The following is a 25,959-nucleotide window of genomic DNA, read 5'->3' on the forward strand; positions in this document are numbered from 1 at the left end:
GGGAGGATCATCATGAAGCGTTACGAAGATTTGTCGCCGTCCCAACGCTGTATTATGACTCCGGGTCCGGTCGAGGTAGATCCGCGTGTACTGCGGGCGATGTCTTTTCCGGTGCTGGGTCAGTTTGATCCAGAGTTCACCTCTATTATGAATGAAACGATGGAAATGCTGCGGGAGCTGTTTGCTACTTCTAATTCATGGGCTTACCCAATTGATGGTACCTCCCGTGCTGGAATTGAAGCCGTGATGGTTAGTTTGATCCTGCCGGGTGAGCGTGTGCTGATTCCGATCTTTGGCCGCTTCGGACATCTATTGCATGAGATTGCTGAAAGATGTGGCGCTGAGGTGTTCGTGTTGGAAAAGCCATGGGGGAGTGTGTTTGAGCCGGATGAAGTGATAGCAGCTATGGAGACTTTTAAGCCACATGTGGTGGCAATGGTTCACGGGGAGACCTCTACAGGACGTGTGCAGCCACTCGCGGAAATTGGTAGAGCTTGCCGCCGGATGGATACTTTATTCATAGTCGATGCAGTTGCAACCATTGGGGGCATTCCTGTCGAGACAGATGCTTGGATGTTGGATGCCGTCGTTGGCGGTACACAGAAATGCCTGTCCGTCCCTTCCGGAATGGCACCGATAACGTATAATGATCGTGCTGAAGCTAAGCTCATGACCCGAAAACGAGTAGAACGCGGGATTAGAGCAAGTGATGTCCAGCCAGGTGACTTATCTTTTGTCCGCAGTAATTATTTCGATCTCGGCATGCTTCAGGATTACTGGAGTCCACAACGTCTCAATCATCATACAGAGATGACCTCAATGCTTTATGCACTGCGGGAGGGCTTGCGGCTTACCCTTGAAGAAGGGCTGGATGCCCGATTCGCCAGACATATCCTCCATGAAAAAGCACTTGTAGCTGGATTAACAGCTATGGGTTTAGAACTATACGGGGATCCTTCCTGCAAGCTTACTGTTGTTACCTGTGTGCTGATCCCTGAGGGGATAGATGGGGAAGCTGTCCGTTCGCTGCTGCTGGGGCGGTTCGGAATTGAAATTGCCAGTTCTTTTGGACCGTTAAAGGGAAGGATCTGGCGCATCGGTACGATGGGTTTTAGCTGTCGTGAGAATAACGTGTTGCGGCTGCTTGGAGCGCTGGAAGCCGCATTACAGCGTCATGGATTTAAGGGGCCTTGCGGGTTTGGGGTTCAGGCAGCACTTGACGTATATGAGGCAAAAGTAAGATAATCGTTGGAATAGAGCGGATGGCGGGAGAGTAAAAACAGGGGCATGTCCGGATGGTTCGGACAATCTTTGGGAATAAGTAAACGGCTATCATCTACAGGGATGATTGAGCCGTTTTTTCTTACAAATACAGACCTGCGCAACTATATTATCCTAGGCTTAATAGTTAGGCAATCCTCTATGATTACGGATCTATTCACTACATCAAGACAACACTTGGATACTAACGGGGGAGAGATGAAGATGACAACTTTTACAAGAAAGCCTTTAGCGGATTGTGTACCTGAGCTTGTGGCTACGGCAAGAGGCGATAAACCGGCAACACTGGTAATTACAGGTGGAAAGCTGGTCAACGTATGCTCTGGTGAAATTCTAGAAGGAATGTCTGTTGGTGTTCAAGGTGGACGAATTGCTTATGTTGGTAAAGATGTGACACATATGATTGGCGAAGGAACGCAAGTTATTGATGCGAACGGCAAGTATATAGCTCCGGGATTGCTCGATGGCCACTGCCATATTGAGAGCACCCAGCTAACCGTTACTGAATTTTCCCGCGCTGTTCTGCCGCTTGGCACAACAGGTGGTTTCTTTGATGCACATGAGATTGCTAATGTATTCGGGCTGAAGGGTATTCAATTGATGCTGGATGAGATGCGGGGGACGCCGTTAGCTGCTTACATGCAGGTGGCTTCTTGTGTGCCTGCGGCAGGTGCGGAATTCGAGACAACGGGTGCCTCAATTGGTCCTGAAGAAGTTGCCGAAGCTTTTACTTGGGGCAAAGATGTGATTGCTCTGGGCGAAGTGATGAATTTCCCTGGCGTTGTTTACGGCGATGAGAAAATGCTTGGAGAGATTCAAGCTACGCTGCGGGCAGGCAGATTTGTAGATGGTCATTTCACATGGCCTTCCAGCGACTGGAGACTGCCCGTGTATGCTGCGGCAGGTGTGACTGGCGATCATGAGTGTGTGACAGCAGACGATGTGATTGAGCGCGTTAGACTGGGGATGTATGCCAAAATGCGCCGGGGCTCGGCTTGGCATGATGTTGCCAAGACCATCACCGCTCATACAGAGCGTGGACTTGACCCGCGTCGCATGATGCTGGTAACTGACGACCGCAGCTCGGAATCGTTACGGGACGAAGGTCATATGGATTTCGTTGTTCGCCATGCGATTGCTCAAGGCGTGAAGCCAGTAACAGCCTTCCAAATGGCAACTATTAATACAGCAGAGCGTTTTGGGTTGTCTCAGGATATCGGATCTATTACTCCAGGTTCTTTTGCGGATATTATTCTGCTGGACGGGAATTTGGCCGATGTTCGTGTGGTACTTACGATTGCTGCTGGTGTAGTCGTTGCCGAAAACGGTGTGATGACGGCAGAGCTTGCTAAATTCACATATCCAGAGGAAGTTTTGGCTTCGGTTCATTTGCCGCAGCGTCCTACCGCCGAAGATTTTATTATCGCGGCTCCAATTGAAACAGGGGAACTTACTACAAGAGTTATTAAAGTAAGAGAAAATCATGTGGAGACCATTGAACGTATGGTTTCGGTACCTGTAGTAGCAGGGCAGCTGGATGTAAATGCTGTAGAGGGTCTATGTAAAATCGCTGTGCTCGAACGGCATAAAGGAACAGGAAATAAATCAGTGGCTGTTGTGGAAGGCATCGGTTTTAAAGAACCGGCTGCTATCGCAATGACTGTTGCTCATGATAGTCATAATGTACTCGTCATCGGCAATGATAATGAGCTAATGGCCAAAGCTGCGAACGCGGTGGCGGACGCTCAGGGTGGGGTCGCCGTAATTACATCTAGTGGAGAAACGTTATTCCCGTTGGCCATTGCAGGCCTAATGTCTACAGAGCCATTTGAAATTGCTGCTGAGAAATCAGCTGCGATCAGCAAAGCGTTGTATGATGCCGGCTGTACTTTGAATTACGCGTTTATGACTTTATCGCTGCTTGCTTTGGCGGTTATCCCAACGTTACGTATCACAGATAAAGGACTCGTGCGGATTTCACCCGAGGGAATACAGTTAGTGCCATTGTTTGTTTAAGTAAATTAACTGAAGTATAATCCTAATGCAAAAAACTGTTCTGAGGTCATAATGACCCTTCAGAACAGTTTTTTTTGTTTAAATATAAGAAAGCAAAAGCTTCACATGATGCGTAATCTTTATACATCCTTTTGTAATGAACAATAATATTAAACAGATTTTTAGAGAATGAAACATTTTTCTGAGCGAAATCCTAAAAAAATATAAATAAAGCATAGTCAGGTGACGATAATAATGTTAAATTAGATAAAATTAAAGTGAATTAATGGAGTTAATTTTACATTAATGGCATATAAAGAATTATAGATAATGGCAGGTTTCGAATAACCCAACTAAGAGGGACGAGGTGCATGGAGAGATGATCAGACTAGAAACGCAAGATATTTTGAATATTAGCATGAAGCAAATTGCTACTATTTTTAAGATGAAGCCGCTTGAACTGAGATTTGTCACCGATTTTCAGGGTGAGAAATATCTCTTAACTAATGATAAGTTACACCTCAACAACCAGCAATATTGGGCAAAGGTTATGGAATGTGTCTTTGATGATCATGTTAGACCTGTGTTAATGTGTGAGGTATTATATTTCCTTCGTAATGAATTTCTGGAAAGTGACATTAAGTTATGTTTTTCTTATGATTACGCAGAGGATGGGAATGGCGCAGCTACAGCTACGGCTGAAGTATCCTTTAATGACTCAGCAGATTTACAGCCGAGTGAGATTGCCGAGCTGATTGATTTTGCGTTGACCTTGCAGGACAAGCAGTGGTTCCATGAACTGACTACGAAATATAAGCAGCTTACAGCATAAGTATCCTTTCGATTCTTCATGCTTAACAATTGATATAGCTAACCGTCTTGTCTGCAACAGAAATGATCTGTGGACAAGACGGTTTTTTTGATTTACCATCCTTGGGCGTTTTTTTCTACATGTTCAGCCAAAAAATCAAGCCAATCCTCATGGTCATTCAAACAGGGGATTGCCATAAATTCCTCTGCTTGTCCTCCACCAGCCTCGAATTGTTCTCGTCCTTCTATGGCTAGCTCATGCAGCGTTTCCAGACAATCGGTCACAAGACCCGGTGAAAAAATCAGAGGCTTACGTATTCCTCGTCCGGCAAGCTCTCCCAGAACATCCGCAGTAGAGGGTCCTACCCATTCTTCTCGTCCGAAACGTGATTGAAAACTAAGCTGCCAGCGTTCGGGCTCCCAATTCATAGCAGAAGCAAGAAGATGCGCGGTTTCCATACATTGCTGCGGGTAGGGATCGCCGGTATCCGCATACCGTTTGGGAATCCCATGGAAGGTCAGTACAAAATAATCAGGTTCTTTGCTCAGAATCTCCATTTGACGCAGTAGGTGTGACTTCAAGGCTGAAATATAACCGGGCTCATTATAGTAGGCATCAATAAATCTTAGAGCCGGAATCAGACGTTTAGTTACAGGTCCAGTGGAGCTTTGGCGACCTAAGGCTGCAAAGCTGGCCTGATCGAATACGGACGCGGTAGTCGTGGACGAATATTGCGGAAACAGCGGCACAATGATAATTCGGGTAACTCCGGCGGTGTCGAATTTCGCCATCGCTTGCTCCATGCTGGGTTCGCTATAAGCCAATCCAAGCTCTACCTGATACCGTGGACCCAGCAGTTCTTGTAATCCAGATTGCTGAGCTAAAGAGTGAAAGAGCAATGGTGATCCTTCGGTTGTCCATATTTGACTGTACAGCTCAGCGGACCGGCGTGGACGTGAACGCAGAATGACACCTCGCAGCAAAGGCTGCCACAGCAGAGGAGAATAATCTATGATTCGGCGATCTGATAAAAAACGTTTCAGATAAGGCCGTACAGCTTTTGCAGTTGGTGCAGTAGGGGTGCCGATTTGGGCGAGTATAACTCCAATAGGTGGCTGTTTGCTCAAAGCACAGAACTCCTTTCCCATATAAGAGATCGTTCTAAAATAGCATAGCTAGCCTTGAATGCACAGTTATTGAGATCACTTTGCGCGTATAAATTAAATTTAATCGCAAATAGTGATGTTTCTTATAGGGTGTGTGATTTTCGATACAGAAGAACCGCAGAAAGGTCTGGTAGTATCAAACCAGAAATTGATGGAAAACGGGTGTAAGTGTTTTTATAGTAACTTATGTGAATTATTTCACCTTTTATACAGCTTTGTGTTAAAAGGAAGAAATGAAATAGATTCAAGCTATTTTTTATTGAAAATCGAGCGTGTAAAGGCATGAGAGGGGGGATGAGTTCTTATGAAGAGAGAAGTTATGCTTCATAAGAAGAGAAGGGGCATCGTACGAAAAAGGTTTGGTTAACAAAAAGCTACATATCACTGGGGTTTGGTAAAGGAGAATTTTCATTGAAAAAACTAATTTCTTTAACGGTTAGCGCGGCTATATTGTTAGCGCCGTTTGCTTACACACTTAATGTGCCTGCTATAAACTTGAAGGTGGATGCAGTATCGGCAGCCTCCGAAGAAGCGGATGCACCGGCAGCAAAACCAACAGCAAAACCCACGGCAAAACCAGCAGCAACACCAAAAGCAACGGCAAAACCAGTAGCAACACCAAAGCCAACGGCAAAACCAACAGCAACGCCAAAGCCAACGGCAAAACCAACAGCAACAGCCAAACCAGCAGCAACCCCAAAAGCTACAGCAGCACCAGTAGCAACCCCAAAAGCAACCGCTGTACCAGCAGCGACAGTAGTACCAGCGGAAACTGTTAAGCCTGTGGCTACAGCAAAGCCTGTTACAGTTAATGAAAACGTATACCAAGATGGAGTTTACGTAGCTTATGGCGATGCATACTCCAAAGGCACGGAAGGTGCCAAGATCGAAATTAAAGATGGTAAAATTACTAGCATTGAGCTTTTGAGAACCAGTCCTAAGCTGATTGATAGAGATGCTCGTAACAATTATAGTGCTTTATGGCAAGCTTATGGATTGATGAAGGATAGATTGCTTGGCAAAACAAGAGATGGAGCAGCGGCAGTTGATGCTGTTTCGGGAGCTACCCGCTCCAGTAATGGCTGGAAATTGTCTGTAGATAGAGCGTTTGAAAGAGCTCTGACAGTGAAAGATACAAATGCAGTTTACTTTGATGGAGTTCATATGGGCGTAGATCCTACAGGTAAATATTCTGTATTTGCGACCTACGAATCCAACAAGCTCACAGATGTTAAAGTGTATCCTATGAACAGCGCTGGTGATTTCATTGAGGAGAAAGCTTACACAGCTGAGCAAGCGGCAGCGGTTGCAGCTATAGCTCCAGCCTTGCTGGCCAAAGGAACAGAGGCACAACCTGTTGCAGGTCTTGAAGCCGACTTTAAAGCAGCGATTAACGCTTTCTGGGATGCTGAGCAGAATGCAATAATCAATAATACATCTGCTTATGTAGACGGATTCTATTCCTCTTATGGTACGGCAAGAAGTGTTGGCGTTGAAAGAGCCGACATCGTGATTCGCAACGGTAAGTTGGTTGATGTGAAGCTGTTTAGACTTGGCAACAACCTGATTGACAGAGGGGCAACAGCTTATGCGGAAGTAGTAAAAGCAAATGCTCCTATGACAGCTAAGCTGTTAGCGAATGGTTCATATATCGCTAACTATGATGAAAAGGTTGACGGAATTTCCGGAGCCACAGAAAGCAGTCACAGCTGGAACCAAGCTGTAGAAAGAGCATTTGAGAAAGCGCTGAAGGTTCCTGCTGAAGGTCAATATTTTGACGGCAAATTTGCCGGAGTAGATAACCAATCTAAAGTGCTGCTGCTAGTTGATGTTGATGCAGATGCGGTAACAGGCATTAAAGTAAGTCTGTTTGGAGCTGACGGCAAGCTGATTGCTGACGATAAAATGAGTGCAGAACAAAAAGGATGGGTAGCTACACTCACATCCGGGCTGTTAGAAAAAGGTGTACAAATGGCCGATATTACAGGCCAAGAAGCATTGTCGGCAGCAGCTAAAGCAGCACTGACAGATGCTTTGGCCAATGCATCCAAAGTCCAAGGAACCTATAAAGACGGAACCTTTACTGCATTTGGTGATGCTTATGATAAAGGAACGAACAGAGCGGACGTTACCCTGCGTAACGGCAAAATCGTAAATGTAGCCTTGTACCGTGTAGGAATGAACCTTGTAGATAGAGGGAACGCTGCTTATCCTGAGGTGGTAAAAGCAATTCCTCAGTTGACGGCTAGCTTCCTCGCAGCAGGGACTAGAGAAGGTGTGCAGGAAGTAGATGCTGTGTCTGGTGCAACTAGCAGCAGCGTGGCTTTGAAGACTGCGGTGGATAGAGCATACGGAAAAGCTGAGGTTGTAGAAGCTAATAAAGCGGCTTATTTCGATGGAATCTTCATTGGTGTAAGTGCCGATAAGCTTGTAAATGTTATGGTGAATGTAGAGTACGGTGTTCCTGTCAAAATGCTTGTTTATTATTTGGATAAAAACGGAAGTGTAAGAACAATCAATCAGTTAACGGACGCGGAGCTGGCAGTGAAAGGTGAAATCGAGTCGACATCGACCGGATACAGCCTGCACAAATATGGTTACCGTCCAGCAGCCTTCGGAAAAAATGATGCAGAAAAAGAAATATCCGCTAAAGCGGTAGAAGCTATTAAATCAGCGCTTGAATCGGCTGGTAAATAATTATCGTTTTATAATAAAAGGAGGATATTCCAGTGCCAGAATATGGCCGGGGAGTAGCCTCCTTTTTCAAATATTCTTGGCTTGTACATAAATATGAAAATAGATCGTATAGTGATTTAAAGGGATTTTGGAGGTGAGTGTCTAAAGTTTAATATAGAGAGCAGGCCAAAAGCCTGTTATTAATAGGAGGCTCCAACATGACACAAATTAAACAGCTCGCTCCACAAGATGAATTTGTTGGCTTTTATCTTTTAAGAGAGCTGGCAATTAAACAAACGAACGGCACTCCTCCAAAAGATTATTTTGACATCGTTCTGGGGGATTCCACTGGACAATTATCTGCGAAATATTGGGATGCCAGCACAACCGATAAAGAAACTTTTTTTCCTATGGCGCTTGTGAAGGTACGCGGGATTGCTCATACTTATCGTGAGAAATTACAAATAAAAATTACTAAAATCAGGTTGGTTAACGATGAGGATGGTGTTGCACTTACGGATTTCATCCGTTCTGCCCCAATTCGTCCAGTAGACCTTATTCATACGATTAAAGGGGTTATGGCAAGTATTTCAGATCCGGAAATTGCTTCGATTGTCTCTTTTTGTGTGGGTAAAGTGGAAGAGAAATTGATGCATTATCCGGCAGCCAAAACACATCATCATGCTTATTTTGCCGGACTTGCTTATCATATGGTGCGTATGCTGGAGATTGGTGATTTTCTGTGCAAGCAGCGTCCGTTCTTGAATCCAGATCTAATGAAGGCAGGAATCATTCTGCATGATATCGCGAAGCCGGAGGAGATGGTCTCCCAGCTTGGGATTGTCTCGGAATACAGCGTTCAGGGCAAGTTGATTGGCCATATCTCGATGGCGTCTAACTGGATCACGGAAGCGGCTATCCGTTTAGATATTGATTTGAATTCGGAAAAGGTTATGGCGTTACAGCATCTCGTATTGTCACATCATAATTTGGGCGAATGGGGTAGTCCTGTTCAGCCACAGACAGCTGAGGCAGTCGCTCTGCATCATATCGATGCGATGGATGCGAAGCTGCAAATGGTGGAGGATGCTTTGGATACCACACCGGAGACCGAGGAATGGACACCGTTCATCAGAGGTCTAGAGAATAAGGCTGTGTATCGTTTGAAGATTTAAGAGATACCCTGTAAAACCAAACCCCCAATCAGCAGAAAGGAGCTGGTTGGGGGTTTTTGATGTTCTTTGGTTATTTGGACAAAGTGGCGCGGCTGCTATAAATGGAGGGTTTATGTTTAGTGCCTTGTTTCTTAGCAGGCTTTTTCGTGCGAGTGGAAAATGGGGTATACCCGCCGGCAAACATCGTTCCGCTAGTATATCCTTGACTGGCAGAGAGCAATAGAGGATCATAGTGCTCCTCCTGCTCCATAAGTTTTACTAGAATTGCAGCGGCTGCGCGTGCGTCATCTAAGGCATCATGGTGCTTTAGCGTAATGCCGAAAAACTCGGAGACTACATTAAGTTTATGGGAGGGCAGGTCGGGCAGCATTTTTTTGCCTAATAAATAGGTACATAAGTATTGAAAGCTTGGGTAGCTCAGGGACATTCCATCGAGACAATAACGCAGGACACTCATATCAAAAGCAGCATTATGCGCCACGACGATTTGTCCGTGTAGTAACGGTTCTACGGTGGGCCACAGTTCTTGAAAAGTAGGTTGCCCGATTACCATTGATGGCGTGATGCCGTGTATCGAAATGTTCATGCCATCAAACCGCTGCTGCGGGTCAATTAGCCAAGAATGCTCTGCGGTTATATTTCCAGCTTTAACTTCCACAAGTCCCAAGGCACATGCACTGGATCGACTGGAGTTCGCGGTCTCAAAGTCAATTGCTATAAAGTCCATTCGTAAAGCTCCTTATCTATCATATATACGTTTCATATTAAAGTAGTAAAATGATAAATACAATCTAGTGAATCACAATGAGCTGTTCAGTAAAAATAAGGAGATGATAGAGTGCGGCTTATAAAGGGGCAAAAGGTGGATATTACGAAAGGGAGAAACGTGAACAAGCTTTTGCTGAAATTTGGGTGGATGACTGCTGATACTAGAATTGGCATAGACTCTGCTGCTTTTTTACTGTCAGAGCAGAACCGTTGCGAACGCGATGAGAACTTTATCTTTTATGGTAATCCGTTGTCTATAGACGAAGCTGTAACTCATTCTGTCTTACAACTAGGGGATAAAGAAGCTATCGCCATTACACTTTCTCGACTTCCTAAGGATATTACTAGAATAGCTTTAACTTTAACGATCTATGAAGGAGAAAAATTAGGACACTCTATGAAGCAAGTAACCTCTCCTTATCTACGCTTAGTGGATGCTGCTAGCGGTGAGGAATTATTCGTTTTCGAGTATGGCTCTGACCTGTCGACGGAGACAGCTATTGTGGTTGGAGAGCTATATCGCTATGGCCCAGAGTGGAAATTCAGTGCGATTGGTAGTGGCTTTGAGGGAGGATTGGCTGCGTTATGTACAAACTATGGGCTCGTTATTGAAGAAGACGAAGGGAACCCTGAGGTAGCGGCCACAGCTGAGTTATCCCTGCCTTTAGAGACGATCCGTTATGAAGAGAAGAATGTACTGTCCTCTATTGATTTACGTAAAAAAATTGTTCAGATTACCTTAGAAAAAAAGTATCTGACAGGAGTCATCGCAAGGGTAGGCGTTGTTCTGGATATTACAGGATCTATGAGAAATCTCTATAATAATGGAACCGTTCAAGAAGTAGTTGAGCGTATATTAGCCGTTGCCTGCAAATTTGATGATAACCAATCGTTAGATGTTTGGGTGTACGATACGGAGTTTAGCCGGCTGCCACCAGTGACAGAGCAGGAATTAGGAAGATATGTGTTTACACATATTTTAAATAATCGTACCATTCATAAGTTTGGCCGCAATAATGAACCGCCAGTAATGGAGGATATCATTAAAAAATATACGGAGGAAGAACCCGATTCTACACCAGTATTTATCATATTTATTAACGATGGTGGTGTAGTGAAATCCACTAAAAATGTGATTATGGCTGCTTCGGTCCAACCGATTTTCTGGCAGTTTGTCGGAATCGGTAACTCGGATTTTGAAGTATTGAAGCAACTTGATACGATGAAGGGCCGTTTGGTGGATAACGCCAATTTTATTCATCTGGACAACATTGAAAAGGTGACTGATGAAGATCTGTATGATCAGCTGCTGAATGAATTCCCCTTGTGGCTAAGCGCAGCGAAAGAAAAAAGAATCCTGCGAACATAAAAATACATTACTGAAAATGAATAAGCCTGTGCGTTACTATAGGCCATAACCACCTATCTTAGGAGGTCTTATGGCTTTTTTTAGTTTCGCTATCTTGCTATTCTATTCAACAATCCGTACACTGCCAAATAGGTATTGTATATTAGGATTAGGGTCATCACTATCAGATACGGGAGGAAACACTTTGAGCAGCGTAATTACTAAGTTTTTTGATTATGGGCAAGAAGACATAGATTATCTCCGAAGTGTGGATCCAGTACTTGGCGCAGCTATGGCACGGATGGGCAGGGTGGAACGTGTAATTATACCGGATCTTTTTACTGCGCTTATCTATGCTATACTAGGACAGCTTATTTCAGTAAAAGCGGTTCGGACCATTTGGAACAGAATGTTGGCTCAGTTCGGAGACATCACTCCGCAGCAGTTAGCCTTACATACGGCGGATGAGATTCAAAGCTGTGGGATGACGATGAAAAAAGCACTATGTATCCATGAGATTTCCAATTTGGTCGCTCAGGGTGATTTTAAGCTGGAGGAATTGCCTGGGTTATCAGATCAAGAGGTTATACAAAAACTTATGACGTTAAAGGGCATTGGCAAGTGGACGGCAGAAATGATGTTAATCCATTCTATGGAACGACGGGATGTAGTCAGCTGGGGAGATATTGCGATTCGTCGGGGGATGATGAAGCTGTATGGACTTGATAAGCTTACCAAAGATCAATTTGAACAATACCGGCTAAACTATTCTCCTTTGGGTTCTGTGGCTTCTATATATTTATGGGAAATTTCATTTGAATAATGGACGGGTAAGGAGTACTACTATGGAAAAAACAATAAGAGAACAGCTATTGAATTTGGCAGATGTGGACTACCAAAAGTTTTCTGCGGCCTTAATTCCGACGATAGATAATGTTATAGGCGTCAGGCTACCGGAACTGCGCAAGCTTGCCAAAATCATTGCAAAGGGTGATTGGAGAGCCTATTTGGAGCATGCCGAGACAGATTATTTTGAAGAAGTGATGCTGCAAGGTATGGTGCTTGGCTACGTGAAGACAGATCTTGAAGAAATCCTACGTTATATCGCTGACTTTATTCCCAGAATCGATAACTGGTCGGTATGCGATAGCTTTTGCACAAGCCTGAAGTTTACCGTAAAGAATAAAGAACGGGTATGGGAGTTTATAATGCCGTACTTATCATCAGATAAAGAATATGAGATCCGATTTGCTGTGGTAATGCTGCTTAATTTCTTTATTGAAGAAACGTATATCAGCCGGATTTTACCATTGCTCGATAAGGTCAGTCATGAAGGCTATTATGTAAAAATGGCGGTTTCTTGGGCGCTTTCGATTTGTTATGTGAAATTGCCAGAGCCTACGATGAGTTATTTGAGAAACAACAGCTTAGATGATTTCACTTACAACAAGGCTTTGCAGAAAATCACGGAGTCTTATCGCGTGGATCCGGAAACGAAAAAATGGATTCGCGGGATGAAAAGAAGTAAAAAACAAACCCCTTATTCAGCACAATAGCTGAGTAATAAGGGGTTTATTGTCCTATTTATTTTTTCTCAGTGTTTACTTCAGTGTTAGTTTTACGGTTGCGGATTCGCTCGATTTCGATGTCAACAGCGCTACGCAGGTTAGGATCGATGGAAGGACTTATACCTGTACCTGTATTGAATTTATTTTTGGAGTTTTCCGCCAATGCTTCCCACTCGAAAATCTTCTCTTCCATACGTTCGAAGCCTTGCGAAGCTGATCCTACATTTAGACCTTTCGTAGAACTACGTGGAGCTGAGTGGAGTGTTTCTGTGGCTTGTTGAGCGCGAGCGATAAGCTCAGTTCTTTTCGCTTTGAGATGTTCACGCTCTTCTTTAGCTCTAGCGATATTGATCTCAAGCTCTGCCAGGGATTGCTTAGTTTGTACTTGACTATTTATGGACTCTTCCAGCTGTTCCACGTACCGTAACTTGGCTATGAGTGCCAGGCGAGCTCTTTCTTCATTTCCTTGCTCAACTGCTTGAACGGCTTCGGCTTCACTTTGCTCTACGAACTGAGTATATTCTTGCTTGCGGCGTTCCAACACACTGGCTGTTACTTGCAGATCACGCTCATTACGTTCCGCCTTAGCAATATCATTTTCAAGATCACGTAAATACTGACCTGTCAGCAATACCGGGTTTTCTAATTTATTTAGGCCTTCGTGTAGGGCTGCTTTAGTAATTGTGGAAATTCTTTTTAATAGACTCATGTTCTATCTCTCCTTTTTTATGGCTATATTAGGGCTGGCTTGTATTGAACGACGATTAATTAATAGAAATCATGTCCATCTGAAAAGCTGTTAAAAGGTTCTTTAGGAACGATGATACTAGCGATGACGTAGAAGATAAGTACTGTTCCGAAGCTGAACAATGCTGCGGCAACAGCAACAAGACGGATTACTGTAGCATCAATACCAGACCAACGAGCAAGACCTCCGCACAAACCACTTATCTTCTGATCACTTTGGGAACGATATAATTTTTTCATTTATTGTTTTCTTCCTCTCGTATGGGTGTGATTGTTATTGAATCCTGCAACCCGTTTGCTTATGTACTCATTCTAATGTCTTTTTGCATGCGAAAAAACGGCCTGGAGGCGGTTTTGTATACCAGACCTGAGTCGAGGTTCGTTCCCGCAGGAAGGCGGGGAAAGGGTTAGTAAATCGGTTATAGGCTACAAACCATGGACGAAGTTAGGTACAATAAAGAAAGGAATACTTCTGGCGGTGTCGAAATATGCTTATATATGACTACTACGGAATTGGGGGCTGAATATGAGTTTTTTTAACAAAGTAAAAGCAGGGGTAAGCGAGGCTGGGAATAAAGCAAAAACAGTGGTGGAGATTAACCGGTTGAAGCTGCAAAATAACGGTAAGCAAAATGATATTGACCAGCAGTATCAGGTCATGGGCAAACTGTTATTTGAAGCCGTAACTCAAGGTGCAGGACCACTGCCAAGTGAGCAAATCGAGACTAATATTAATCGTATTCTCGAATTGAAGGCGGAGATTGAGACGAACCTTCAGCAAATTGCTGAGTTGTCCGATGTAAAGCATTGCAAAGCATGTGGTGGGAATGTGGCGATCGAGGCACGCTTTTGTCCGGCCTGCGGATCCACTTTTGAAGTGGCAAAAGAACCTGTCAGTGATGTAACTCCATCGTCGATTTCTTTGGATAAGAAGGAATAGAGTTACTTCATACAAGAAACTTATGAACAAAGAGGCTGTCTTAAAAGTAGTGAATACTACTTATGAGGCAGCTTCTTTTTTAGTAAAAAGGCTATAAGCGGATTCTTGCTTTAGCCAATAGACTATGGGCTACGCACACAAAGTATTCTATGCCATTAGGTTGGGCGGCGGAATATTCACTTTGTGAATTTCAGGGAGAAATTCCCCAATTATTTTAGTGGAGCGTAATTAGATCATTAAGCGGGATTCGTATCTACAATCTTAATTTCACTTATTCACAATCTAGTGTCGTTTAAACCTTAGAAGCGTGGCGTTTCTTAAATTTATACACAACTAGCAACATAAGCGGCAGAACAAATGCACAGGTGAAATCCCAATCTACCCAGTAGGCGGGGATCTCCTTCACATAGAAAATGATGTCTTTGGCAATCAGCTGTGACATACCGAATAACAAAAATCCAGTGGGGATGATCAGAGGACGGTGGCTTTTGAGTTTAAATAATTGGGCTGTACCTAAGGTTAAAGCATAGTAATAAACTGCAGTTTTGAAGTATGTGCTGATAATCCATGCTGTAGCCATAAGCGCTTCAATACGTTGCAGAGAATTAGCAATATTAATTTTTTGAGCAAGAATATAAGCGGCATAAAATTGATGTTCAGAAGCGTAAACACCTAGAACGGTAAGGGAAAACAATAAGATGAGGTTAAGGCCCAGAGCTCCGATGATCAAGGCTATGAAAATATCCCGGCTTGTTTTGCTATTTTTCTGAGCATAAGGATATATCATTAGAAACACGCACAATTCGCCAAAAGGATAAAAAACACCATACATCAAAGTATGAAGCATGTCCGGTACTGGTGTGTTCAAGATGGGGTATAAACGTTCCATTTTGACATCGGGGGTCAGCAGGAGCAGCAGACCGATTAAAAAAACTGCAAATAAAGGGAAAAATAGCTGAGCTGCCCGGCCCAAGGTTTCTAGGCCAAGTCGTACCCCATATACCAGCAGGAAAATGGCCATGAAACGAATAACCCCACCGGGTGTTTTCTCGTAAATCTGTGTACACATGAAATCTTCAATTTCTCTTATGTAGGTGGAGGCAGCAATCAGGAAGAACCCTAAATAGAATAAGGCCACAGCAGTTCCGACCCATTTTCCTAAAATTTGTAGGCTAAGCTCGATAATATTCTTGTTGGGTTCAAGGTCTGCTAAGCAGAGTAACAGTTTTATGGTCACTAGACCCAAGGGAATGCTAATCAAAGCAGCAATCCATGCATCTTGCTTCGCTCCTGATATCATTAACGCCGGATACACAAGCGCCATATCCCCAATAAATGTGAATAGCCCGAGTATAATCATTTGATTGGTACTAATTCGATCTTTCTCCAAACTCATATACCCCCTCAAATTTATTGGACTAGTTTTAGTATGGTTGTAGTTACCAGAATTATGCCATCCCGATTTTTTAATCCGAAGGAATAATTATCATAATTAACATCAAACTATACTCATCTATCTATGGAGAAGTGGAGGTTGCATCATGAAAGATACGGAGATTGGTACATTATCAAGCCGGTTGGAAGTTAATATTGCTAATTTGTACCAATTGATGGGGGAAAGCTCTGATGTAGTCATAAAAGAGTTGCAGATAGAAGAAAACACTCATATTTCTTTGGTTTACATAGATGGTCTTGTGGATACTCAGGTGCTGCATAATTCAATTTTGTATTCCTTGCAGGAACACATTCCTTACGAACAGCTGAGGGGGCTTTCTCCCGAGCAGAAGTTTGAGATGATTAAGAAACAGATATTAATAGCCGGCGATATAGCCGTCATTGACGATTACAGCCAATTTATTCATCATTTATTGTCCGGTAATATAATGCTGCTGCTTGACGGGTTATCCAGCGCTCTGCGGATCGGCTTACCAGGCTGGGAAGATCGTAATGTCGGGGAGCCTAGCTCACAGTCGGTTGTTCGGGGTCCAATGGAAGGATTCACTGAGAATTTACGGACGAATACGGCACTGGTTCGGCGAAAAATCAAAGATAGCCATTTATGGCTGGAAACCGTTCAGATCGGAAGGGTGACTCAAACCAGCGTATCCATTATGTATCTAAGTAACATCGCGAATAAGGAACTGGTGCAAGAGGTAAAGCGCCGTCTGAATAAAATAGATACGGACAGTATTCTCGAGAGTGGATATATTGAAGAGTTTATTCAAGAGACGGCAGTTACACCTTTTCCTACCGTATACAACAGTGATCGTCCAGATACGATTGCAGCGGGTATTTTGGAAGGAAAAGTGGCCATTCTTGTTGATGGAACTCCTTTTGTACTGTTGGTGCCCACATTTTTTGTGGCATTTTTCCAGTCAGCTGAGGATTATTACCAAAGGGCCGATATTGGAACATTGCTGAGATTAGTTCGTTTTATTTCATTTTTTATTACTTTGCTTGCCCCTTCATTGTATGTTGCGATTACTACTTATCACCAAGAGATGATACCGACCAATCTTGTAATCAGTTTAGCTGCCCAGCGGGAGAGTGTTCCTTTTCCTGCTTTTATTGAGGCACTGATCATGGAAATGACTTATGAAATTTTGCGGGAGGCCGGGGTGCGGATACCCAAAAATATTGGTCAGGCGATTTCCATTGTCGGAACGCTGGTGATAGGACAAGCCGCGGTAGCAGCGGGTTTTATTTCATCCGCAATGGTCATTATTGTATCGCTAACAGCCATTTCTAGTTTTGTTATTCCGGAGACAGGAATGTCTATTGCTGCGCGGATGATCCGTTTTGTGCTTATAGCTTTGGCCGGATTTATCGGATTATATGGAATTCTCTTCGGTATTTTCATCATCGTATTGCATTTGTCGAGTCTGCGTTCTTTCGGAATGCCTTATATGAGTCCGCTCGGACCGTATAATTCCAAAGATTTAAAAGACTCTATTTTTCGCTTTCCGTGGCCGTTTTTAAAGACAAGGCCTGCTGAGAATAAGACGCAGAACCTGTTTCGTCAAAGCACATCCAGTGATAAGGAACCAACCAAATGAATAAAAAATTAGTTAGAGGCGTTCTTCGATTAATGATAGCCCTCCAATTTACGTTAGTGCTAAGCGGCTGTTGGGAAAGAAATGAGCTGAATGAGATAGCTTTTGTCTTGGGGATAGGGATTGACAAGGCAGAAAAAGGTTATACCGTTTCGATGCAGGTCGTTATTCCATCTGCGATTTCCTCCCAAACGAATGGAGGAGGGGGAGGCAGTGGAGTCCCAGTGGTTGTATATAAATTTACTGTACCTACGTTTTATGATGCGCTGCGTAAGCTGAATCTGGATAGCTCTAGGTCAAGTTATCTCGGTCATATCCGGGTGTTGGTGATTGGGGAGGAGCTTGCCCGCACCGGAGTGGGTGAGATACTCGATGTATTTAAAAGAAGTCGGGAACCCCGGATGGATTTCTACGTTATGGTTGCCAGAGATACAACCGCCAGCAATGTCTTGAATGTCCTTACACCTATGGATAAATTACCAGCGAACAAATTATTTAGTTCCTTGGATAATTCTTATAAAGATTCAGCAAAAACAGTCGCTGTCACGCTGGATGATTTTATTGAGAATTTATTGTCTGAAGGCGAGAATCCTGTGCTAACCGGAGTGAAAATTATAGGCGATCCCAAAGATGGAGAGGACAAAAGCAATGTAGAGCGAACAATGCCTAAGGCAAGATTGGAATACCATACTGTAGCTGTGTTCAAAAAAGACAAGTTGATCGGTTGGCTAACTGAGGGAGAAACGATTGGTTACAATTATATTAACGATAAGGTAACCGCACATTCTGGCCCGATCGCAGGGGAAGACGGAAAGCCCATTGTAATCGAAGCGATCCAGGCTACAACTAAACGCAAAGTGAAAATCATTAATGGGGAGCCGCATATTTACCTTAGTGTTAAGACGCTTTGCAATATTGAAGAAGTGCAAAGTGTAGAAAATTTGGAATCGGAAAGCACTATAAAACGTTTGGAAAAGGAGACAGAGGAGCGGATTATAGAGCGGATGCAAAAAACTGTGGAGCATGTAAATGATCGTTTCAATGTTGATATTATGGGATTCGGACAATCGATCTACCATGCCAGCCCTAAAGCTTGGGCAAAGCTGCAGCAACAAAAGGGTGACGATTACCTTAAATCATTGCCCATCCATTACAAAGCCTCAGCAGTTATTAACCGCGTGGGTCTCACAGATAATTCTTTTCTTGAAAAAATCAAGGAGTGAAGTCAGATGCTAGTACTGTTATTCTCGGTGATTGCTGTAGGTTGTATGGCACTTGATTTGCCTAAATTAATGCGAAAGCGCCGAGTGCGTGATCTTAGCGTATATTTTATTTTTTGGATTTTGGGTCTTGGTGCGACCTTCTGCTCGTTGTTAAAATTGAACATCCCCAGTCCGCTGTTTCTTATTATTTTTATCTATAAGCCAATAAATAATTTATTTGGATTATTGTTTCATTAACAAAGAAGCTGCAAATATCGCAGCTTTTTTTGTTGCATCATCTAGAAGTTTTTTCCTTAAATTTAAGAATATTTCATGGGATGAAAAATGAGAGGTTGACCATATTTGTCAGTGGGGCATATGATTTGGAATGAACAATTTTTAAGTAAGCTTACGGCTTTACTTGTCTAGAAGCTTGCTCCTTGTTGGATGTATTGTATACTAACAAATGGAAAGAAAACGGTTACAAGGGGGAAGAAATGAAACCAATATTCAAAATTATGATTGTTGATGACGAGATGCTAGTAAGACAAGGAATCAAACATCTTTTGGATTGGGAGAATGAAGGGTATCGAATTGTTGGTGAGGCTGCTAACGGTCTTGAAGCACTAAATATGATGGATGAGGTCAGTCCCCATATCATCATTACAGATATTGTTATGCCAATCATGGGCGGAGAGAAACTGGTTAAGATTGTTAAGGAGAAATACCCTCATATTGAAGTAATCGTCTTAAGTAGTTTCAGTGAATACGATTATGTCCGATCCACATTTCAAAGTGGGGTAGCGGACTACATTCTGAAGCCAAAGCTGGAAGCTGACTATTTGTTATCCATCCTAAATAAAACTACTGCTAAATTGGTAGGGATGGAGATGTCCGATCAAGGAACGGATCCTGGCGAAAAGCAAATTTTGCTAGTTATCGAGAAGCTTATGACCGGATATGAGTCTGGGCTTGAACCTGCTTTGCTTCATGCGAAGTTTCCACACCCACTATTCGCTTTCTTCGGAGCGGATATGAGACATATTAAAGATTCTGGGGATAGGTTAACTTTCACACAGAAAATAGAAAAAGGGCTTAGTACGCTCCCTTTGGGTGATACAGTGTTTATTCGGCTGAAGTTTGTCAATGATTCGGTTATTTATTTGCTTAATGCAAACCCGGAACAGTGGGACGAGCTTGTTATAGAGCTCCGATATCTGGTCTCGGAAATGGATCATTGGGCGAGAGAAACACATTTCGTTATCAGCCAAAGCTTTACGGATTTTAATAAGCTGGGAGAGATTTATCGAGACAATTATTTAAAGCTTACACGATACAGTTTCTACTTGCCGGATCGAAGCTTAATTGAAAACGATCATTTGCCCAGCCTTCCGAGAGCCTATCAGGAATATGATATGGGCGAATTAATGGAACAACTGAAACGTAAGCAATACCAGAAGGCATTTACTGGATTTCTGGAATATGTTCATCTCCGTTCGATGGATTATAGGACCGATATTTTCGAATTCAAATCGTTATTGGGGAATTTCATATTTAACGTAGCGACCACACTTGGAAAAATGAAGTACGAGACTGGAGGCTTGGAGGCATCCAAATACGACTACTTTCGAAAAATAGATGAAGCGATGTATGCCGGAGACGCAATTGCTGTTGCTGAAGCCTTTATTCGCGAAGCTGAACGTGCGATTGGTGAGACGAACCTAACGACCAATCCCAATATGACCCGATTGCTTGAATACATTCAGACTCATTACGCTGATCCCATCACGTTGACTGGGGTTGCACGGCAGTTTCATTTCAACGCTTCTTATTTATCGAGCCATTTCACTGCTCAGAATGGTGAAGGATTTAATGAATATTTGAATAAGGTCCGGTTGGAGAAAGCCATGGAGTTACTCGTGACGACGGAAAAAACAATTTCTGATATCAGCGCTAGTGTGGGGTATTCGGATCAGAGTTATTTTACTAAAGTGTTTAAGAAACAGGCTGGTATTTCTCCGAGCCAGTACCGAAGACGGGACGTAGAGCGACCATGATTGGAACTATCATTAACAAGATTAGAAAGCAGGGCCTATTTCTTAAGCTTTTTCTTGTGACCCTCATAAGCATTGTTGCTGTATCCCTGCTGACTTTGTCTATTACCATCCGTATGTCAGAAAATTTATTCTTAAAGACCTTCAGCATAACGAATGGCAAACTACTAAATCAGATGAAGACAAACTTGGAGTCCTACAACAACGTTGTAGCTACGGGTGCTACAATGACAGCTCAGAAAGGTGCCATCCGCAGCTATTTGTCTGGGGGAGAGACGGATTCATTGACACTCGCTATCAAAACCTACCAGATGACAGAAAGCATGCGGGCAGTCCGCTCCAACCTAAGTGCTTTTGATGTGGGGATTATGATTGTAGGTGCGAATGGCAGAAGTTACTCAACTGACCCTTGGTATTGGTCTGCTACTGCTGAAGAATTGAAGAACCACCCGATTACGAAAGCGACAGTGGCTCATCCGCAGCAAATTCTGTACCAGCTTTATCAAAAAGAGGATGGTCAAACCCATAAGAAAGAGATCATGTTAGTGGCTTCTAAAGCTCTATTTGATCATTCGACCGGCAGTATCTATGGCACTATGTACATTGCAATTCGTGATAGCGATTTCAAGGCCTTCTATGCCAATTTTACGAGTGAAGGTAATGATGTTGTGTTGCTGAATGCAAAAGGGCAAATTGTATCCAGCAACAGGACAGAGCTGATTGGACTGAACGATCAACAGCTGCTTCAAGAAGTAGTTGATGAACAGAGCACAGGAGACAATGGAGAATCTGTCTATGTGATGGGGAATGAACGGGTAGTATTCTCGGAATACTTGCCTGAATTTGATGTTTATTTGGTGAATCTGATCGATAAAAAAGCTGTGACCGGGCAGATGGTTAATGCCAAAGCAGTGTCGTTGACGATCATGGCTATCGTAGCCATTTCGCTTATTATTGTATTTTTAATTACAAGGAAAATGACGAAGTCCCTGCGTGTACTCGTTGAACAGATGTCGAGTATTCCAAAGGGGGGATTCGATAACCACGTGGATGTCGCTACTAGTAGTTATGAAGTTAAGGAGCTAGGCAATGCCTTTAATTTTATGCTTGATTCCCTACATGATTATGTTGATCGGTTGATGGAGACCCAGAAGCAGCAGCGTAATGCGGAGCTGGCCGCCCTTCAAATGCAGATCAATCCCCATTTTTTATACAATACACTGGCTTCTATCAAATTTCTGGTGCAACAGGGTAACAAAGAAAAAGCAGCTGGCACGATAAATTCGCTAATCTCACTCCTGCAAAATACTGTCAGTGATGTTCAATCCACTATACCTGTTAGTCAGGAATTAGAATCGCTGAAGCATTATGTATATATCAATCATGTAAGGTACGGCGAGAAGATCCGCGTGAATTATTTTGTGGAGCCTGAAAGCTTGGATTATCATATGCCAAAGCTAATTCTGCAGCCTTTTATCGAAAATGCGTTCTTTCATGCATTCAATCTTAAAGATGAGGGAAGAATTCTAATCATGATCGCTGTTCAGGAAGATCAGCTTGTATGTGAAGTTGTAGATAATGGTGACGGGATGGACCTTGATCCTAATTTTCTGAAAGAAGAACAGTTGCCAGCCTCGAAGCACAAACGCCAATTGTTCTCCGGGATCGGTATACGGAATGTTGATGACAGAATCAAATTGCTGTACGGAGAGAGTTACGGTATTAACATTACAAGCAAACGAAATGAAGGTACGAAGATCATAATTACGCTTCCATTGTTAAAAGGCTAAAAAATTTACAAAAATCTAAAATTAGTACCAGTGTCGATCTCAGAGGGAAAATAGAATCCAATAATAACACCAAAGCTAACAAAGATACTGCCAAAGAAAGCGAATACAAAATGATAATATGGAATTGTAGCAGAGAAAACGCTTCCATCTTTATTATTTTACAGATTAACAAGGGGGTTACGAAGTGAAAAAATTATTATCCGTGATGCTGGCTAGTGTGGTTCTACTTTCGGCATGTTCCTCAGGTGGAACGAAAAACGAAACGGGCAACTCCGGAAGCGAAGGTAGCAGTAAGCCACAAGAAATCACAGTTTGGGCTTGGGACCCAGCGTTTAACATTGCAGCCATGAATGTTGCCAAAGAAGCTTATGCGAAAGTCAATCCAGACATAACGGTAAACGTCGTAGAGAACGCACAGGCTGATATCGTGCAAAAGCTGAACACAGGGCTGAACTCTGGATCTACGAAGGGTCTTCCTAACATTGTATTGATCGAGGATTACCGTGCGCAAAGCTTTTTACAAGCGTATCCGGATTCCTTTTATGAATTGACTGATGTTGTAAAAGCCGCTGATTTTGCGGATTATAAGATTGGCCCGACCAGTGTTGACGGCAAGCAATACGGTGTTCCGTTTGATTCTGGTGTGACTGGAATGTATGTACGGACAGACTATCTTGAGCAAGCAGGCTACAGCCTGGATGCACTACAGGATATCGACTGGAAGCAATATATCGAGATCGGTAAAGCTGTAAAAGAAAAAACCGGCAAAAGCATGATCACACTGGATCCCAATGATCTTGGACTTATCCGGGTCATGATTCAATCGGCGGGTGCATGGTATACAGGTGAAGACGGTCAGACTCCGACCATTGCAGACAACGCTGCTTTAAAAGAGGCACTTGTATTGTACAAAGAAATGATGGATTCCGGCATCGTGAAAGTTAACTCAGACTGGAGCCAATTTGTAGGCGCATTTAATAGTGGTGAAGTGGCAACCGTGCCGACGGGTAACTGGATTACCCCTTCAATTAAAGCCGAAGCTTCCCAATCCGGTAAGTGGGCAGTAGCTCCACTTCCTAAGCTGGCAGCAACAGCAGGCTCCGTCCATGCATCTAACCTTGGGGGCAGCTCCTGGTATGTAATGAATGTAGATGGTAAAGAAGCCGCTGCGGAGTTCCTTGCAAAAACATTTGCTTCTGATGCTGATTTGTATCAGACGTTGAATACAAAAGTTGGTGTTATCGGCACTTTAAAAGCTGCGGCAAGCGGAGAAGCTTATTCAGCAGCGGATGAATTTTTCAAAGGTCAAAAGGTTGTATCAGATTTTGCGGCATGGACCGAGCAAATTCCTAACGTCAACTACGGCATGAACACTTACGCAATAGAGGACATTATGGTTGTAGCAGTGCAATCTTATCTTGGTGGAAAAGATGTAGATACTGTTCTGAAGGATGCCCAGAAGCAAGCAGATACCCAAGTTCGCTAATCACACTTAGGCTGTACAATCTAAGCCCTTGCTTCTACTTCTCCTGTAAATTGGATTTCTACAGAAGGATGGGTAGCAGGGGCTTTCATCTCTAATAAATCAGACAGAAGGGTGTGAAGTGGAGTGGAAAATGTAAAGCCAGGGCTAAGCTCTCAAAGACATAAAAGCTCTAAGGGTCAACGGCAGATCCATCTGACAGGTTGGTTATTCGTTATTGTGCCGGTAATTATGATCAGTATTTTCTATTTCTATCCAATGATTCAAGCCTTAATTCTATCCTTCAAGACAGGTAGAGGCAATAATCTTCATTTTACCGGCCTTGATAATTATATTCGGCTGTTTAGCGACACCACTTTCCTTACAGCCGTCAAAAACACTTTTATTTATTTGATTATTCAGGTCCCAGTTATGCTGGTGCTGGCGCTCTTTATCGCTGTGCTGCTAAATGACGAAAGACTGAAATTTAAAGGGTTTTTCAGAACGGCCATATTTCTGCCAACGGTAACTTCACTTGTAGCCTACTCCGTTGTTTTCAAGTACATGTTTGGAGCCGAAGGTATCGTCAATAAATTTCTGGTGAATCTGCATCTAATCAGCGAACCGATTCAATGGATTACTGACCCCTTCTGGGCCAAAGTCACTATCATTATCGCTATCACTTGGCGCTTTACTGGCTATAATATGATTTTCTATTTGTCCTCACTGCAAAATGTCGACAAATCAATATATGAGGCTGCTCATATAGATGGTGCGAGTGCATTTACACAATTTTTCAAAATTACAATTCCCCTATTGAAGCCGATTATCTTGTTCACGACGATCACATCGACCATTGGTACCCTTCAGTTGTTTGACGAGGTGGTTAACATCACGAAAGGTGGACCCGGCAATGCAACCATGTCGATTTCCCAATATATTTATAACCTTTCCTTTGAATACACACCTAACTTTGGATACGCTGCAACCGTCTCCTATTCGATTGTTGTAATGGTGCTCATTCTGACGCTTATTCAGAACAAAGTAGGAGGGGATAAGAGATAATGAAAACCAAACGCATGTTTACTTACGTTTTTCTAATCATCGCTGCGCTGATCTCTATCTTTCCATTTATCTGGATGGTTATAAGCGCCACGAACCAGTCGGTTGATGTAACCAAAGGAACATTGTTGCCGGGTGCACATTTAGTGAAAAATATAAACAATCTATTTAGTTCAGTGGATATGTGGCAGGCTCTCTGGAACTCTGCAAAAATCTCTGTGGTGACTACTGTGCTTTCACTGCTAGTCGCATCGGCGGCTGGATATGGTTTTGAAATGTACCGCAGCCGGAGTAAAGATATCGTATTCAATATTTTACTTGCTTCAATGATGATTCCATTTGCGGCGATCATGGTACCTCTATTTCAAATGTTCGCAAAAGTATCTAGTGTAGTGCCTTTTCTGGGCATCGATACAGCATCGGCGGTCATTCTTCCGACATTTACAACAGCATTTCTAATTTTCTTCTTTCGTCAAAGTACAAAAATGTTTCCTAAGGATATGATGGAGGCTGGGCGCATCGATGGTCTTTCGGAATTTGGTTTGTTCTTCCGCATTTATATGCCAACGATGAAATCAACTTACGCCGCCGCAGCGATTATCACATTTTTAAACAGCTGGAACAATTATCTGTGGCCTTTGATCGTATTGCAATCACCAGAAAATATGACTGTGCCTCTTCTTATCTCGAATCTAGGCTCAGGTTATGCCCCTGACTATGGTCTGATCATGTCTGCGATTGTCATTACAACCTTGCCGACAGCACTAGTGTTTTTCATGATGCAAAAGCAATTTGTAGCTGGGATGACGGGTTCGGTTAAATAAGTTAGCGATCATGTTATGAATAGAGGAGGAAATATAG

At 43.0% G+C, this 25,959-nt stretch carries 22 protein-coding genes and 1 pseudogene; 18 read left to right on the forward strand and 5 right to left on the reverse strand.

What is annotated here, in order from left to right; all coding sequences use genetic code 11:
- Positions 1–12: 12 nt before the first annotated feature.
- From MHH50_RS06925 to MHH50_RS06935, 3 genes are all read left to right on the forward strand, one after another.
- Entirely contained in the window at positions 13–1,245 is a 1,233-nt protein-coding gene (locus tag MHH50_RS06925; protein WP_076276658.1) for an alanine--glyoxylate aminotransferase family protein, read from the forward strand.
- Between the two features lie 234 nt (positions 1,246–1,479).
- Positions 1,480–3,297 (forward strand): adenine deaminase C-terminal domain-containing protein, encoded by a 1,818-nt coding sequence (locus MHH50_RS06930; RefSeq protein WP_076306753.1) that lies wholly within the window; start codon positions 1,480–1,482, stop codon positions 3,295–3,297.
- Positions 3,298–3,655: 358 nt separating this feature from the next.
- Positions 3,656–4,108, forward strand: a complete 453-nt coding sequence (locus MHH50_RS06935; RefSeq protein ID WP_076125508.1) for an IDEAL domain-containing protein — start codon at positions 3,656–3,658, stop codon at positions 4,106–4,108.
- 92 nt (positions 4,109–4,200) lie between these two features.
- On the opposite strand, the gene hemH is transcribed toward MHH50_RS06935, so the two are convergent.
- A complete protein-coding gene (hemH, locus tag MHH50_RS06940; protein WP_175617361.1) occupies positions 4,201–5,214 on the reverse strand; it encodes a ferrochelatase in 1,014 nt (337 codons plus the stop codon).
- 450 nt (positions 5,215–5,664) lie between these two features.
- Between hemH and MHH50_RS06945 the strand changes: the two genes are divergently transcribed.
- Both MHH50_RS06945 and MHH50_RS06950 read left to right on the forward strand, forming a co-directional pair.
- Entirely contained in the window at positions 5,665–7,950 is a 2,286-nt protein-coding gene (locus tag MHH50_RS06945) for an FMN-binding protein (RefSeq protein WP_076306733.1), read from the forward strand.
- Positions 7,951–8,147: 197 nt separating this feature from the next.
- Positions 8,148–9,104 carry an HD domain-containing protein gene (locus tag MHH50_RS06950; RefSeq protein ID WP_036680004.1) on the forward strand — a complete coding sequence of 319 codons (957 nt, stop codon included), beginning with the start codon at positions 8,148–8,150 and terminating at the stop codon, positions 9,102–9,104.
- Between the two features lie 70 nt (positions 9,105–9,174).
- Here MHH50_RS06950 and MHH50_RS06955 read toward each other — a convergent pair whose 3' ends face one another.
- Entirely contained in the window at positions 9,175–9,831 is a 657-nt protein-coding gene (locus tag MHH50_RS06955) for a 3'-5' exonuclease (protein WP_076282260.1), read from the reverse strand.
- Positions 9,832–9,942: 111 nt separating this feature from the next.
- Between MHH50_RS06955 and MHH50_RS06960 the strand changes: the two are divergent.
- From MHH50_RS06960 to MHH50_RS06975, 4 genes and pseudogenes are all read left to right on the forward strand, one after another.
- Positions 9,943–10,458, forward strand: a pseudogene (locus tag MHH50_RS06960) (TerD family protein); the annotation flags it as partial.
- A gap of 111 nt (positions 10,459–10,569) precedes the next feature.
- Positions 10,570–11,241, forward strand: a complete 672-nt coding sequence (locus MHH50_RS06965; RefSeq protein WP_340034588.1) for a VWA domain-containing protein — start codon at positions 10,570–10,572, stop codon at positions 11,239–11,241.
- 184 nt (positions 11,242–11,425) lie between these two features.
- The gene (locus tag MHH50_RS06970) at positions 11,426–12,043 is read left to right on the forward strand and encodes a DNA-3-methyladenine glycosylase (protein WP_076192963.1); all 618 of its coding nucleotides are present in this window, start codon (positions 11,426–11,428) and stop codon (positions 12,041–12,043) included.
- A 22-nt stretch (positions 12,044–12,065) separates the two neighbouring features.
- Complete coding sequence (locus MHH50_RS06975) at positions 12,066–12,776, forward strand: DNA alkylation repair protein (protein WP_076192961.1); 711 nt, start codon at positions 12,066–12,068, stop codon at positions 12,774–12,776.
- A 28-nt stretch (positions 12,777–12,804) separates the two neighbouring features.
- Here the strand turns inward: MHH50_RS06975 and MHH50_RS06980 are convergent, their stop codons facing one another.
- A complete protein-coding gene (locus tag MHH50_RS06980) occupies positions 12,805–13,497 on the reverse strand; it encodes a PspA/IM30 family protein (protein WP_340034119.1) in 693 nt (230 codons plus the stop codon).
- A gap of 59 nt (positions 13,498–13,556) precedes the next feature.
- Positions 13,557–13,775 (reverse strand): PspC domain-containing protein, encoded by a 219-nt coding sequence (locus MHH50_RS06985; protein WP_038569266.1) that lies wholly within the window; start codon positions 13,773–13,775, stop codon positions 13,557–13,559.
- A gap of 286 nt (positions 13,776–14,061) precedes the next feature.
- Here MHH50_RS06985 and MHH50_RS06990 point away from each other — a divergent pair, with 286 nt between their 5' ends.
- Positions 14,062–14,475, forward strand: coding sequence for a zinc ribbon domain-containing protein (locus MHH50_RS06990; RefSeq protein ID WP_036679993.1), 414 nt, complete (start codon positions 14,062–14,064; stop codon positions 14,473–14,475).
- Between the two features lie 292 nt (positions 14,476–14,767).
- Here the strand turns inward: MHH50_RS06990 and MHH50_RS06995 are convergent, their stop codons facing one another.
- Positions 14,768–15,871, reverse strand: coding sequence for an endospore germination permease (locus MHH50_RS06995; protein WP_036675894.1), 1,104 nt, complete (start codon positions 15,869–15,871; stop codon positions 14,768–14,770).
- Positions 15,872–16,016: 145 nt separating this feature from the next.
- Here MHH50_RS06995 and MHH50_RS07000 point away from each other — a divergent pair, with 145 nt between their 5' ends.
- The 8 genes from MHH50_RS07000 to MHH50_RS07035 all read left to right on the forward strand — a co-directional run bounded on the left by MHH50_RS07000 (position 16,017) and on the right by MHH50_RS07035 (position 25,922).
- Positions 16,017–17,531 carry a spore germination protein gene (locus tag MHH50_RS07000; protein WP_076282262.1) on the forward strand — a complete coding sequence of 505 codons (1,515 nt, stop codon included), beginning with the start codon at positions 16,017–16,019 and terminating at the stop codon, positions 17,529–17,531.
- Positions 17,528–18,751: a Ger(x)C family spore germination protein gene (locus MHH50_RS07005; RefSeq protein WP_076125410.1), complete on the forward strand. Its 1,224-nt coding sequence runs from the start codon at positions 17,528–17,530 to the stop codon at positions 18,749–18,751. Before MHH50_RS07000 ends, MHH50_RS07005 begins: the two co-directional genes overlap by 4 nt.
- A 6-nt stretch (positions 18,752–18,757) precedes the next feature.
- Entirely contained in the window at positions 18,758–18,988 is a 231-nt protein-coding gene (locus MHH50_RS07010) for a hypothetical protein (RefSeq protein WP_076125408.1), read from the forward strand.
- A gap of 239 nt (positions 18,989–19,227) precedes the next feature.
- Positions 19,228–20,787: a helix-turn-helix domain-containing protein gene (locus MHH50_RS07015; RefSeq protein ID WP_340034120.1), complete on the forward strand. Its 1,560-nt coding sequence runs from the start codon at positions 19,228–19,230 to the stop codon at positions 20,785–20,787.
- Positions 20,784–22,574 (forward strand): sensor histidine kinase, encoded by a 1,791-nt coding sequence (locus MHH50_RS07020; protein ID WP_076192957.1) that lies wholly within the window; start codon positions 20,784–20,786, stop codon positions 22,572–22,574. The genes MHH50_RS07015 and MHH50_RS07020 overlap by 4 nt, the downstream gene beginning before the upstream one ends.
- Positions 22,575–22,758: 184 nt before the next feature.
- On the forward strand, positions 22,759–24,060 hold the full coding sequence (locus tag MHH50_RS07025; RefSeq protein ID WP_076125404.1) for an extracellular solute-binding protein: 1,302 nt from the start codon (positions 22,759–22,761) through the stop codon (positions 24,058–24,060).
- Between the two features lie 228 nt (positions 24,061–24,288).
- Positions 24,289–25,101 (forward strand): sugar ABC transporter permease, encoded by an 813-nt coding sequence (locus tag MHH50_RS07030; protein WP_232061505.1) that lies wholly within the window; start codon positions 24,289–24,291, stop codon positions 25,099–25,101.
- The gene (locus tag MHH50_RS07035) at positions 25,101–25,922 is read left to right on the forward strand and encodes a carbohydrate ABC transporter permease (RefSeq protein WP_076185385.1); all 822 of its coding nucleotides are present in this window, start codon (positions 25,101–25,103) and stop codon (positions 25,920–25,922) included. Before MHH50_RS07030 ends, MHH50_RS07035 begins: the two co-directional genes overlap by 1 nt.
- The last annotated feature ends 37 nt before the right edge of the window (positions 25,923–25,959 follow it).

It is taken from the genome of Paenibacillus sp. FSL H3-0302 (genome assembly GCF_037982245.1).
Lineage (GTDB): Bacteria > Bacillota > Bacilli > Paenibacillales > Paenibacillaceae > Paenibacillus_AQ > Paenibacillus_AQ odorifer.